This is a genomic window from Novosphingobium capsulatum NBRC 12533 (assembly GCF_001598375.1).
Classification (GTDB): Bacteria; Pseudomonadota; Alphaproteobacteria; order Sphingomonadales; family Sphingomonadaceae; genus Novosphingobium; species Novosphingobium capsulatum.
In genome coordinates, this window is the sequence record NZ_BCYV01000033.1 from 17,908 (window position 1) to 30,226 (window position 12,319).

The window sequence follows — 12,319 nt, forward strand, 5'->3', positions numbered from 1 at the left end:
TGGCTGTTTCCACGACCAATGCATTCGACGGGCCATTCATCGCCAACGGGGTGGCGACGACGTTTCCGTTCACCTTCACGGCGCTGACCGATGCCGATGTGACGGTGGAAATCGATGGCGTGGCAGTATCGGGTTATAGCGTCACCATTGCTTCGGGTGGCGGCGGCTCGGTCATCTTCGACAGCGCGCCTACCAGCGGTGAAATCTACATTCTGCTGGAGCCCTCGTTCGAGCAGCTGACGCAATTCGAGGATGGCTCTGGCTGGCTGGCGTCGCCGGTCAACCGGGTGAATGATCGAGCGGCGCTGCGCGATCAGCGCAATCGGCGCGATACCGATCGGGCGCTCAAGGTGCCGATGGGTGAAAGCCCACCGCCTATGGCCTCGCTCGCCGGCAGCGATGGCAAGGCCCTGGGCATTGTTGATGGCGTGATCCAGCCTGTTCCGTTCAATGGGGCTGATGGGGCGCAGTCGGCTGCTGATGCCAATACCGCCAAGCTGGGGGCGCAGACAGCGCAAGGGCTGGCGGAAGCTGCTCGCGATGCTTCGCAGACGGCGCAAGGCCTGAGCGAGGCGGCGCGCGATGCGGCCGGTGAGCAAGCCACGCTGGCCACCGGTCAGGCAATCATTTCCACAACCGGCGCTAATGCCGCTGCTGCGGCTGCGGCTGCAGTGGGCATTCTGCCCGCAGTTGCCAGCGCCATACCCTACACGGTGACCGGCATCCAACTCGGAGCGCCTGGCAACAGCGCGACGGTTAATGGCGAGTTCGACCTGATCGTGACAGGCGGTCCGCTTGGTCATCGCGCCCGTGTGGTTGTTTCAGGCGGGGCGATCACGCGGGCCTATGTTGTGCCCGAGGCGGCCGGCGTTTCGGCAACCAACACCGCACCGGTTTACACGCTGCCCACCATAGCAGGCCTGACCGGTGCCACTGCGCCTACTGCCACGGTCGGGGCGCTTGGCGAAACGCAGACCTTCTGGGCCATGTCGTCGGATTATACGCAGCTTTTGCTGTGGAAGGTGGCGTCTGGCGCGCTGGCGCCTGTGAATGGCCCTGACAGTGTGCAAGTGAAGCAAACGTTGAGCGCCGGGCTGATCGCCATGGGGCTGAGTGTTGCGGCGCTGAACGCAATCATTTCGTCGCTCACGTCCACGCTGGGCGGATCGTTCACTACAAATGCGACGCTGGGCAGTGGCGGAACGGCTGCTGCGCTCATCGGCACTGTGCCCAGCGATTGCACCGTCGATCAGGTATCGCTGCCAATCATTGCTGCGGGCGCACTGTCCCTTATTCGTGTTCGGAGCCTAGGCGGCAACAGCTATCAGCTGATCGAAAAGGTTCCGGTGGTGGCCGGGACGGCAAATGCCGATAACCTGTTTGCGACCCCGAACTGGCGTTTTTCTGCCGGCGATTTCATCGGGTATGAAACCGGCACTGGCACGGTCGGATATTCCACGACCGCGACGGGATACACCGGCATCGGTCTTGGTGCCGCTGTTTCGGGCACGCAAACCTGGACCTCCTATAGCAACCGCCGTTTCGGTGGAACGGCGAGTTATACGGTTCGGTCCGTTTCCGTGGGATCAAGCAACCTTTCGGCAGAACTGGAAGCCCGCATCGAAAAGGGCGAAGCTGCTGGCGATAGCGTGGTTATCACCAACACCACGGTGGGCACGGCAACCGCAGCATGGAATGCCAACCTGGGTGGCCCTGCTGGCTACCAAATCGGTTCGGTGCCGGCGGCATCGAAGGTTACCTCCGTCACGCTGCCGATCAGCAGCACAGGGCCGCTGAACATCTTGCACTTGCGACCGGCCGGCGGCTTGTCGTTCACGCTGGTGGCCAAATATGCAGCCACCGCGACAGTGGGGAATGCCGACAATACCTTTACCGGTTTCAACGGCGGTATTGGCATTTCCACGCAGGCTAATGACGTGATCGGCTATGAGCTGCTTTCCGGCGGCGCAACGGTCAAGAACATTGGCCCGAACTCCAACACGGCAGTTGGCATCGCGGCAGCCGTATCAGGCACGCAAACTTGGTCGACGTTCGGCCGAACCTATGGCGGCACGTTTGTTTACAAGGTGACGGCGTTGGTTCTGGCGCCTTCCAATATGGGCGCAGCACTCCAAGGGGCGCTGTCCAAGCCAGTGGTCACGTATTCGCAGGGCTTTGGCAGTTCCGCGCCGGCAAGCTGGACATTCGGCGGGTCGTGGACGCATCCCAGCAATGGCGCCCTTTCTCCGGCAGGCGCGGCCGATATGAGCGTCTATGCCAAGCTGACCCAGGCCAGCCTGTTTCATGACGAAGATCGCGTTATCCGGTTGTGGTTCCAGCCACAGGCAACGGGCAGCAAGTTCGCCTTTGGCTATTGGCGATCGGTGGGGTGGCGCGGCACCCTTGTCGTAGTCGATGATACCGCCGGCACGATCGGCTTTGCGCAAGCCAACACCAGTGCAGGCGCAGCGCAAGACACATCCTGGACGACGGCGCCCACGGTGGTTGTGAGTGCAGCCATGCCAGCACTGACGGCCGGGCGTGATTATGTGCTCGAGCTGCGCCGCAACAAGCGGATCAGCTCGGCCACCGTGCGCGACATGGTTACTGGCGCGGTGATCGCCACGCTTTCCGAAGGGTCGAACGACGGCGTGGTGATCAGGCTTTCCGGTCTGCAGTTCGGTTCGCCGTTCTTTGCAGCCATGATCGGGCAGACCCTGATCAAGCGGGTATTTGCCAGTTCGGGCCGCAAGAACCCGCGTGCCATGATGATCGGTGATAGCATTACCGAGGGCGTGTTTGACAACAACCTGCTCAACTCACAGCGCTGGGCGCAGATTACCAAGGATGCGCTTGGCGGCAATGCAGTGATCGCCGGCCTCTCGGGCAGTACGGCATCGGAAATCGCGCCGCTCCTGCTCAACGAAATCCCGGCGATCAAGCCTGACTGGATCATTGAGGCGTTCGGTACGAATGACCAGAACAGCGGGCTAGCCACGTTCCAGACGAACATCAACAACCTGGTAAGCTATTGCGCTGCCAATGGCATCAACTTGGCAGTCGCTAAGATCCAGCCTGTCCCGACGCGGGTTTTCGACCAGTTGAACGCGTTCCTGGACACTCTGCCCAATTCGGTGCGGCGCATCCATTTCGATCGGGCTCTGACCACCAACAACGATGGGGTAACGTTTAACAGCGCCTATTATGGCAGCGATCCGCTACACCCTAACTCGACCGGCCACAGCTTGATGGCGGCGAGGGTTCAAGCAGATTTGCCTGAAATCTTCGACTTGGCGAAATCATGATGCTGGCGCGACTTCCTGAGCAACCGGCTTTCCAGCCAAGCCCTGACGGGTTCATCATAAATTCTCGCCGCGACCCACGCGGTAACGATGCTTGCGATTACTACACCAATCAGCGTAACGGCGTTCGGAATTTTCATCATTTCCCCAAAACCGCTCACGAACTGCAAAATGGGATAGTGCAGAGCATAAAGTGGGTAGGAAATGAAACCTCCAAACTGGGCAGCTTTCAACCAGAAACCGGCTGGCTGGGTCCGCGTACTGGCGAGAATGATGAGCGGAAAGCCGATCAGCATCAGCGAGATATGATAAATTGGCCCCCACAGGCCTGGAAGCACAGGAATCTGGAAAATAGCGATCAGCATGGCGCTGCTCAACCAAAATGGAAGTGCAGGACCAGTAACGACATACATATATCTGCTTATCAGAATGCCAATAATGAATGGCGTCAGCACTATTGGAAGTCCGTATATCAACTCCCCGTACTCGAAGCCAACGTTTATCGTGCCAAACTTGAATGTCACGTACATCAAAATTGGTGCAATGATCGCCAATGCTATCCACAATACCCTGTTGCTAAAACGGCAGAAAAGCAGTGCGAAAGCTATATTTGCGATCAACTCGAAAAACAGAGACCAAGTTGGACGATTTATAATGAAAGGGCCTTCTACCAGTCCTGCCGGGGATGGCAGGCAGAACATGTTAAAAAATGCTGCTTTGGTATATCTCCAATAGGATTCTGGCTCATGATGGAGGTGTGCCAGTGCCAGCGCATACAACAAGCCCAGAACTGCGCCGGCCACTATGAGCGGATAAAGTCGTATTACTCGGCGCAGTGCGAAATTGGCCAAGGTCATGCCTTTGGCCAAGCGATCGGTATACGCGTGATCAATCACGAAGCCGGACAAAATGAAAAAGAAGTTCACGGCGAGGAAACCGTGATCAAAGGCATGCCCGCCGGGGGCGAGCCAGCGGCGGTGGAATATCACAACCGACAGAGCCGCGACGCCTCGCAGACCGTCGAGAACCAAGAAATGCTGCCGCCCCATATTGCCCCACACTGCGAATTATTTCGCACTATGTCCCACAGCGGCGCCGAGGCGGCAAGCGATAGATGTTGCAGTGCGGAATGCGCGATTTGCCAAAACCCTCTGTCACGAAAAGAGAGCCGAGCATGGCGTCGATCATCCTGCTCATAATTTGGCTGCTGGCGCTCGCCTGGACTGCGTTGACCACGCTGGCCGTGATCGCGTTGCGCCCTGATCAGGTGGCGTCCCGCATCGAGCGCCTTTCACGGCTTTGGCCGCTTACGGGCGCGGTGCCTTTGGCGCTGCTCACCATCGCGCTGGCCAAGGCCTGTCCGGTCTTTGCCTGCGCCACGGACTGCTGATCGCAGATGCCGGCCCGCAATCCACCCACTGATCAGGAGATCGCCCAGCGTATGACCGGCCTGGAGCAAGGTATCGTCGAACTGACGAAGGCCGTCGATGCAATGCGCGGTGACCTCTCGGACGTGAAAGTCGGCGTCGATGAGACGCGCGACATCGTGAAAGCGTGGGAGGCAGTCAAGACCGGCGGAAGGTTCGTGAAGTGGCTGGGCGCGCTTGCCGCCGCCATCGCCGCCATTGTCGTTGCAATCAAGGGTGGCATCGCCCTGGCCATCAAGTGAGGTTCACATGAACGCTACCTCCACCACGCCGGCGCCAAGGCCTGCGCTCAAGAAGGGCACCCTAGCCGCGATCGTGGGCGTTCCTGCCGCGATCATCCTGCTCATCAGCGTGCCCAAGGAAGAAAGCGGCCGCACCGTCCAAGTTTCCATGGCGGCCGATGGCACTTCGAACGTGCAACATGTGTCGGGGCAGCAATACCTAGCCGCCTATCGCGACATTGCCGGCATTGCGACCGCGTGCGACGGTCTGACAGCCGGCGTCCGCATCGGACAGACCTTCACGCCCGCGCAATGCGCCTCAATGCTTGAAAGCGAACTTGTCCGTCATGCCCAAGGCGTCATGGCCTGCACGCCTGGTCTCGCGCTCGATAAGCCGCGCCGGGACAACATCCGCGCCGCCGCCGTGTCCATGGCCTACAATATCGGCGTCTCAGCCTGGTGTGGCTCGACCGCGCGCAAGCGGATCGATGCGGGCGACATCCGCGGCGCCTGCGATTCAATGCTCGCCTGGGACAAGGCAAGGGTGAACGGCGTGCTTCGCCCAGTTGCTGGCCTGACTGCGCGTCGCCAGCGCGAGCGCACGCTCTGTCTCAAGGATGCCTGACATGCTCAAGATCTGGCTTTCGAAAATCCGCGCCGAGGCTGGTTCGCTCTGGCGCCTGTGGTCGGTGAAGATGGCGGCCTTGGCCGGCTTGATCGTCACCTACCTCATGAGCGACCCTACGCTGCTTCCGCGCTTGGTGGCATACGTTCCCGACCGATGGCGCCCGCTTGCATCGATGGCCGTGGGTTTCGCCGTGTTCGCGTTGCCCACGATTGCGCGCTGGTTGCCGCAGCCGGCCGCATCGGGAGCCGAAAAATGATCGCACTGGCCGATCTTCTTCCAGTCCTACGCCGCTTCTGGCGACCATTGATGGGGAGCCTGGCTGTCGGGGTGCTGCTGCTCTATGCGCTTCATGAGCGCGCGGTGGCAGAAAAGCGCGCAGCTGAGATCGCCCTATGGCGCAGCGCCGAGCACGACTGGCGGCAGGCAGCAACGATCATGCGCGCCAGCTACGACACGCTGCACGGTGCGCTCCATCTGCAAAATGCCGCGGTGCAGCGGCTCAAGGCCGATGGCGATGTGCGTTTGGCCGCCGGCAAGGCTGCTCTCGATGCGACGGGGCCACGCAACGCCGTGCGCGAGGGGTTGGCCCGCGCGATCGAGACTGCCGCGCCGTCGTCCAGTGCGGATTGCCGCACGCCGGCGACCGTGATGGCTGCCAAGGGGGAACTGTGATGCGCTGCCTGATCTTGGCCCCACTGGGTATGACCGCTTTCGCTCTCGCCGGCTGCGCCACGAAGCCAATACCGCCGGTCATTGAGACGCGCATCGAGCGCGTCGACTTGCCGGTGGCGGTTCCATGCGTCGACGCCAAGGACGTGCCCGCCGATCCGCCGCGCGTGGGCGATCAGCTGACGGGCGATGCGGTGCATGATATTGGCCCGGTTGCTGCCTCGAACCTGCGGCTGCGCGCCGCATTCGATAAGGCATTGGCCTTGCTCCAGGCCTGCGCGGTGCGGTAGAAGGGCAGCGGCCCGGCGCGTGTCGCAGAGGGAAACTTCCGCGGACACAATCCCACACCGTGGGGCCCGCGCGCCGGGCCGCCTGTCACCTCACTTGGGGCATTTCGTGAATTTGCCCTTGGCATCACGGCACGCCTTCTTCGGCGCTGCCTTGGCTGCAGGTGCCGGGCATTTGACGAATTTTCCCTTCGCATCCTTGCATGGCGCCGCCTGGGCAACCATCGGTGTGGCAGTCACCGCCAACACGGCGGCCAGAGCAATCGCGATCTTGCGCATCAGACTCTCCTCTTACGCCCCCCACCCCTGATTACCGCCAAAATGGCAGGATCGCGAGGGGAGAAGTGTCAAGGATCGTCAAGCCGTCTCGGCGATGCGTCCGCGCCCGAGGTAAAGCGGACCTTTCTGGGCTGGCCGCAGCACCGGGTATAAGGCAATCTCCCTACATGCCCACTTCACTCGCTTTTGCCGCCGTGGCCGCGCTCACCCCCTGCCCCCACCCGATCGTTCATGATGGTGACACTATCCGGTGCGGCGTCGAGCGGGTGCGCTTGGTTAACATCGACGCGCCGGAACTGGCGGGCAGCGAGCGGTGCAGCCCGGCATCGCGCCAGCGCTTGGCCTACAGCCGCAATCCGTCCTGGTGCGACTATGCATTGGGCGAACAGTCACGCGATGCGCTTGCCGCGCTGGTAGCTCAAGGCATGACCACGCTCGAGCCGGTGGGCCGGGATCGGTATGGGCGCCTGCTGGCGCGTGTGCTGGTCAATGGTCGGGATGCTGGGGCGCATTTGATCGGGCAGGGCCTCGCGCGGCGGTGGCGCTAGCCAAAAGTCTGCCATTTTCAGCAGCGTCCAACATTTTTAGCCGCCACCGAGCGATTCAAGGCCTTGCTCACTATCTGCAGATTTGCAAAGCAGCCACCCGTGGCACTTTTGAACGCTATGAGAGCCGCGACGATGCGATTAGGAGTTGAAGCTAGATGCCCGGAATCGGTCTATGGAAGCCTGCGCAATCGGCGCACGCCATTCAATTGGCCGCAGTGGGCATTAACTTTCGAGAACCTATTACGTCCATGCTATTGGAACGGGCGGTCACGATCGCTTCCCCCACGGCAGACCGGCTAGGCCTAGCAGAAAAAAATCAGTTGCAGGACGCGTTTATCGGTTTCGTCAATGGGCCTGCGGCCGCAACCACGCCACAGTTGAATACCTGTGAATTCATGCGTCGGGAGCGTCCAGACTTCATCTCTGATAAGTTCACGGTCGGAAAGCTGGGTTTCCGGTACGAAGACTGGTCGTATACGCGGTGGGCCGTCCTGGCCGACAAATTCGCCCAATTGGTCGCGCCGTTGTGGGATACCTTTACTTCGGTCGCCCCCGTCGCAGATGTGTTCGCGGAATACATTGACGTTTTCTTAGCACCCATCGATTCTGATGAGAGTGTCTTTCAGATCCTTCGCCGAGATTCCTCTCTTATAGCGTCGGGGGTGACTTCGGACACCGGGTATTGGCACTCCCATTCCGGATTTTTCAACCCAGACGGCGACGTGCGGCGTCTTCATCAAATCAATATAGACGTCGCCGCTGCCCCGACCCCTGACGGAGAGCGTCGGATAGTTCAGATTCGAACCTATGTTTCGGATCAGATCAATCGCCCAGATCAGCCGCCAAAAAACATCCAACCAGAGGCGTGGGCATCTGTTGCAAAGCGCCTGCAAGACTTACATGATGCTGCGAAGGCTGATTTCCGCGAGATTTTAACGGTGCAGGCTGCAGAAGCTGTTTCTTTGGGGTGAGCATGCAACTTCCTGTTTTAATTGCAGCTACGGCAACGCCACTTACGGCGCTCGTTAACCCGGGGGCTATCTTTTTGTCCGATAGGCCAGCCGTTGTCTCGGTGGCTGATCGACACAACTCCTCGGGAAATGCTCGTCGCTTCCATCTGACTGGCACGCATTCTGGCGAGGAAGCGAAGTCAGAACCTATCTGGGAGGTTCGCGAGCCGGGGGCAGGCACGCGAGCGCTTTCGAAGCTCCGTACTTTTGCGATGTGGGGCGATAACTGGGATGGTGACGGTGCGCGCGCTCCTCGCAGCGAACATCTTGAAACCGCGAGCCTGTTGCTCGGATTTTTGCAGGCTAGCGTTGGCCACACTCCCAACGTTTCGCTTAATGGTGATGGCGACCCTATGTTCACAATTTTGAGGGATGATTTTGAGCTCGCAGTCACGGTGGTTTCAAAATCCGAGCTTTCGTTCCTCGTGGCTGGGGGAGAGAGCGAGCGGGCAGGCTTGGCTGAATTTAATGCCCAGAACCTCCCTGGTGAAATTGCTGACGCTGTCACAGAGCTAAGGCCAGCGGTTTTCTAATAATGTCATCCGAAGAATGTAGAGCGGCTTGGGGGGCAGATACTTCAAGAGATCGGGCTCAAAACTTTGATGGTCGTTTTCCCTCGTGCGCCTGCGAAGAACATTCGCTTCAGATTAATGGGTTCTCTGTTCAGAATGATGAATTGGTGGCGAAAATTTTTACGAGCCCGGACACCGTCGATTTAGAAACCGGTGAAGTAGTATGGAATAAGCTTGTCCGCACCTATTCTGACGGCCTCAGCATGTTTCGCTCCGGCTGCACTGAGCAACAAGTCAGACAAATCATCCAACGGCTGACGACTGGGGGCGCCGTGCAAACTGCGCTTGCCGGGGCAGCGGTTATGACCGCGAGGGTTTTGCGATCAGCCGGAAACCCAGACCGCTGGTTCTGTCTGTATGATACGGAATCCGCAGATTTTGATGTCCACAGCGATTTGATCGGCACTTGGCCTGACGCGCCGTCCAAAACTCAGTTGGCGAAAGCAAAAGAAAGCCGACTTCGGGTGCTTCGCAATCTCTTTACAAGTGCATTTGTTGTTGGAACCACAGCAGATCAACTGATTGAAGAGTTGCGGGCTCGAAATTTCATGATCTTATAGCTTGCCAATCTATTCTTACGGAGAAGAACTGACCGTATCTCGCGATGGAATATGGTATACTCAATGACGATAATCGCCGTCCACTTTCGGTGGCGCAGTTGGCTGAGCACTGGGAGTGCAGCCAAGGCCTGGTTCGCAAGCTCATCCGCGAAGGCCGCTTGCTATCCTTCCGCCCTGGCCAACTCATTCGCATCAGTGCGGCCGAAGTGGAGAGGTATGAACTGCACGGCCCCTTGCCGGCAGAACCGCGAAAGTCTGGCGGTTGATGCGCAGAGACTACTCCTTAGACCGCCGCCGCTTTGCCTGCCGCGCTAGGTGGGCGGCAGAGAACTTCTCGCGCGCCTCCTTCCAAGCATCATCATCGCGTCGGCTTGCGTAGCCTGGCCCGTTCGGCTCTGGAATTATGGTGATCTTTCCATTTGTCTCGATCTCTAGGCGAGCGATGGTGAGTCCCGCCGCCTTCAAGGCGTTCACTGCGCGGGTAATGTCGGCTTGCTTGAATCGTGCCCGCGACGTCATGCGATACCGATTTGAGCATGTGCGGCTGGAAACAGGACGGTCATTCCAGATCCGCCCACTCGTTCTCCTCATCCTGTTCGACGTTAGCGCCCATGACAATCACGATCTGGCCTGTCGGCTCCAAAGTGATGCGAGCATTGATGCCTGTCTTTGCAACACCCTCGGCCACGCTGCATGTCAGCTTGCGCACGTCTGCATGGGTGAACCGTTGGAACTTTTGGTCTTTTCTCATATCGGCCTACCTCCGCGACGTCGGCTCATCACAGGTCGGCCTTCTGGCCGGGTGGGTGTTGCCTTTCCATATGCAGCGCCATCAGTTCCTTGCGCTCCGCTTCCGCCAGAATCGGGTAAAAGTCGGAATGCAAGAGGGCGACGACTTCTTCGTAGGACAACGCCGCGCCGGTCTCATTCCGAAGGGCGCGCCGCATCTTGCGAACGATACGTGTGTAAATGCCGCCAGGTGGGGAGTAGTTGGTGCTCATGATTTAGTCCAATTCCTCACCCAGTTGCCGCCGCGTTCGCGCCCTGACGATTTTTGCGTGGTCACTTGGGCGCAGCGCAGTGGAGCGCTCCCTTTCACGCGCCTTGTACAGGTCATATGCGGTTGGAGTGTGCTCGTGATGCCTACGATATTCGATCACCAGATCATCGCCGGCCAGGCGGGCCAGGGCCGCATCGATTGCCTCTTTGCGCCAATGATCTCGTGCGCCAAGTTTGAACGGTTCTGGGATTCGCCCCGCGCGGACCTCCCGCATTAAAGAGGGTTCGCTGATGTCGAGATAGGCAGCGGCTGTTGCCCGCTTCATAGCGGCGGGCCATCCGAAATCGAAAAGCTCTCGGCGCTTTCTACGCGTTGGTGGCGCGGGTGCTTCATCCGTGCTCGGCAAATCCGTAAATTCGGTCGCGTCACTGGGTGGCATCGCGCCCTCCTGATTCGGCTACGATCCTGCACCAAAACGGAAAACCCCGCCAGCCAAAGCCAGAGGAAGAATGCATGGTGAACAAGGCGATGATTTGAGCGGGCAGGTAACCGCGCCCATCTGGATGCAACTGGGCCGGTCGCTCAGGCCGATCTTATCAAAAGACCGGACAGCTAGAATCGCGATCCATGGTACTGGACTTGGTATCAACAATTTTTCCTAATTTTTCTGATTGATACTCAATAGGTTATTTCCTTAATTCGGCTGCCTCCGTCTCCGCCAGGCCCCCGTTCCCAGGGGTCCCCAGAAGTCCACTGGGATTGACAAAACCCTTATAAAATCGAGGATTTCCCGCTTCGGCTCGTTCCTATCGGTTCGTGCCCCTCCGCTGGTCGTGGGGTATGAAAACGGGGTATCGGGTCTCAGAAATGGGGTATCCGAACGCCATGTTGAACGACGCCAAAATCCGCGCGGCAAAGCCCGGGCCAAAGGCCTATAAGCTTGCGGATGCGCACCAGCTTTATCTTTACGTTTCACCCCAGGGCGCGAAGCTCTGGCGGATGAAGTTCAAATTCGACGGGAAGGAGAAGACGCTGTCCCTGGGGCCCTACCCCCTCGTCAGCTTGATCGCGGCGCGGGAGAAGCGGGACGACGCGCGTCGGCTGCTCGCCGAAGGCCTGGACCCCACGGTCGAGAAGAAACTCAAGATCAAGGCCAATGTCGAGGCTTCGCGCAACACGTTCGAGAAGGTCGCGCGGGCCTGGCACGAGATCAATGCGCCGCAATGGGCCAAGGTTCATGCCGCCGACGTCATCCGGTCGCTGGAGCGGGACATCTTCCCGGCCATCGGTTCGTTGCCGATCACGGCGATAACGCCACCCAAGATATTGGAAGTGCTGCGCGCCATCGAACAGCGCTCTGCCATCGAGACAGCCAAGCGCGTGCGGCAGCGGATTTCTGCGATCTACGCTTATGCGATCGCCAGTGGCATTGCCCAATCCGATCCTTCCGAGAAAGTTGGCGCCGCGCTAAAGCCGATGCCCAAGAAAGGGCGCCAACCCGCGATTACGGATATTGCCGAACTGCGCCGGATGCTGGCGAAGGTGGACGATGACTTCGCGCGGCCCATTACACGCCTCGCGCTTCGCCTGATCGCGCTGACGGCAGTGCGCCCGGGTGAACTGCGCGGTGCAATGTGGTCGGAGTTCGAAAATCTCGATGGCCCACTGCCCCTCTGGCGCATTCCGGCTGCGCGCATGAAGGGTGACCGGGACCGCAAAGACGAAGCTGGGGGTGATCATCTGGTGCCCCTCGCACCCGAGAGCGTTGCCGTGCTGCGCGCGGCGTGGAAGTTGAGCGGTCGCGGCGAACTGGTTT

Annotated in this window: 18 protein-coding genes; 13 read left to right on the forward strand and 5 right to left on the reverse strand. The window is 59.6% G+C overall.

Annotated elements, in window-relative coordinates; genetic code table 11:
* The first annotated feature begins 50 nt into the window (after positions 1-50).
* Positions 51-3,305 carry an SGNH/GDSL hydrolase family protein gene (locus SCA01S_RS20405; protein ID WP_167542930.1) on the forward strand — a complete coding sequence of 1,085 codons (3,255 nt, stop codon included), beginning with the start codon at positions 51-53 and terminating at the stop codon, positions 3,303-3,305.
* Here SCA01S_RS20405 and SCA01S_RS20410 read toward each other — a convergent pair.
* Positions 3,263-4,333, reverse strand: coding sequence for an acyltransferase family protein (locus SCA01S_RS20410; protein ID WP_167542931.1), 1,071 nt, complete (start codon positions 4,331-4,333; stop codon positions 3,263-3,265). The two genes, SCA01S_RS20405 and SCA01S_RS20410, sit on opposite strands and share 43 nt — an antisense overlap.
* A 143-nt stretch (positions 4,334-4,476) precedes the next feature.
* Here SCA01S_RS20410 and SCA01S_RS20415 point away from each other — a divergent pair, with 143 nt between their 5' ends.
* From SCA01S_RS20415 to SCA01S_RS20440, 6 genes are all read left to right on the forward strand, one after another.
* Complete coding sequence (locus tag SCA01S_RS20415; protein ID WP_062788586.1) at positions 4,477-4,692, forward strand: hypothetical protein; 216 nt, start codon at positions 4,477-4,479, stop codon at positions 4,690-4,692.
* Positions 4,693-4,698: 6 nt separating this feature from the next.
* Positions 4,699-4,971, forward strand: a complete 273-nt coding sequence (locus SCA01S_RS20420; RefSeq protein WP_062788588.1) for a hypothetical protein — start codon at positions 4,699-4,701, stop codon at positions 4,969-4,971.
* Positions 4,972-5,044: 73 nt separating this feature from the next.
* Positions 5,045-5,575 carry a lysozyme gene (locus SCA01S_RS20425; RefSeq protein WP_218016424.1) on the forward strand — a complete coding sequence of 177 codons (531 nt, stop codon included), beginning with the start codon at positions 5,045-5,047 and terminating at the stop codon, positions 5,573-5,575.
* A gap of 1 nt (position 5,576) precedes the next feature.
* Positions 5,577-5,834 (forward strand): DUF7940 domain-containing protein, encoded by a 258-nt coding sequence (locus SCA01S_RS20430; protein ID WP_062788591.1) that lies wholly within the window; start codon positions 5,577-5,579, stop codon positions 5,832-5,834.
* Positions 5,831-6,250 (forward strand): hypothetical protein, encoded by a 420-nt coding sequence (locus SCA01S_RS20435; protein WP_157089070.1) that lies wholly within the window; start codon positions 5,831-5,833, stop codon positions 6,248-6,250. The genes SCA01S_RS20430 and SCA01S_RS20435 overlap by 4 nt, the downstream gene beginning before the upstream one ends.
* Entirely contained in the window at positions 6,250-6,537 is a 288-nt protein-coding gene (locus SCA01S_RS20440; protein WP_062788594.1) for a hypothetical protein, read from the forward strand. Before SCA01S_RS20435 ends, SCA01S_RS20440 begins: the two co-directional genes overlap by 1 nt.
* Positions 6,538-6,627: 90 nt before the next feature.
* Here SCA01S_RS20440 and SCA01S_RS20445 read toward each other — a convergent pair whose 3' ends face one another.
* Positions 6,628-6,813 (reverse strand): hypothetical protein, encoded by a 186-nt coding sequence (locus tag SCA01S_RS20445; protein ID WP_062788596.1) that lies wholly within the window; start codon positions 6,811-6,813, stop codon positions 6,628-6,630.
* Between the two features lie 167 nt (positions 6,814-6,980).
* On the opposite strand from SCA01S_RS20445, the gene SCA01S_RS20450 reads away from it, so the two are divergent.
* From SCA01S_RS20450 to SCA01S_RS23055, 5 genes are all read left to right on the forward strand, one after another.
* Complete coding sequence (locus SCA01S_RS20450) at positions 6,981-7,361, forward strand: thermonuclease family protein (RefSeq protein WP_062788598.1); 381 nt, start codon at positions 6,981-6,983, stop codon at positions 7,359-7,361.
* Positions 7,362-7,516: 155 nt separating this feature from the next.
* Positions 7,517-8,332: a hypothetical protein gene (locus SCA01S_RS20455; RefSeq protein WP_157089071.1), complete on the forward strand. Its 816-nt coding sequence runs from the start codon at positions 7,517-7,519 to the stop codon at positions 8,330-8,332.
* 2 nt (positions 8,333-8,334) lie between these two features.
* Complete coding sequence (locus SCA01S_RS22420; protein ID WP_157089072.1) at positions 8,335-8,904, forward strand: hypothetical protein; 570 nt, start codon at positions 8,335-8,337, stop codon at positions 8,902-8,904.
* Between the two features lie 2 nt (positions 8,905-8,906).
* A complete protein-coding gene (locus SCA01S_RS22425; protein ID WP_157089073.1) occupies positions 8,907-9,503 on the forward strand; it encodes a hypothetical protein in 597 nt (198 codons plus the stop codon).
* Between the two features lie 44 nt (positions 9,504-9,547).
* Complete coding sequence (locus SCA01S_RS23055; RefSeq protein WP_084391161.1) at positions 9,548-9,769, forward strand: helix-turn-helix domain-containing protein; 222 nt, start codon at positions 9,548-9,550, stop codon at positions 9,767-9,769.
* 293 nt (positions 9,770-10,062) lie between these two features.
* Here SCA01S_RS23055 and SCA01S_RS20470 read toward each other — a convergent pair whose 3' ends face one another.
* The 3 genes from SCA01S_RS20470 to SCA01S_RS22435 are packed head-to-tail and all read right to left on the reverse strand — an operon-like array spanning position 10,063 to position 10,942.
* On the reverse strand, positions 10,063-10,254 hold the full coding sequence (locus SCA01S_RS20470) for a hypothetical protein (protein ID WP_062788606.1): 192 nt from the start codon (positions 10,252-10,254) through the stop codon (positions 10,063-10,065).
* A 28-nt stretch (positions 10,255-10,282) separates the two neighbouring features.
* A complete protein-coding gene (locus SCA01S_RS22430; RefSeq protein WP_157089074.1) occupies positions 10,283-10,504 on the reverse strand; it encodes a hypothetical protein in 222 nt (73 codons plus the stop codon).
* Between the two features lie 3 nt (positions 10,505-10,507).
* Positions 10,508-10,942 (reverse strand): hypothetical protein, encoded by a 435-nt coding sequence (locus SCA01S_RS22435; protein WP_157089075.1) that lies wholly within the window; start codon positions 10,940-10,942, stop codon positions 10,508-10,510.
* Positions 10,943-11,388: 446 nt separating this feature from the next.
* Between SCA01S_RS22435 and SCA01S_RS20475 the strand changes: the two genes are divergently transcribed.
* On the forward strand, positions 11,389-12,319 hold a 931-nt coding region (locus SCA01S_RS20475; RefSeq protein ID WP_062788608.1), incomplete at its 3' end, for a tyrosine-type recombinase/integrase.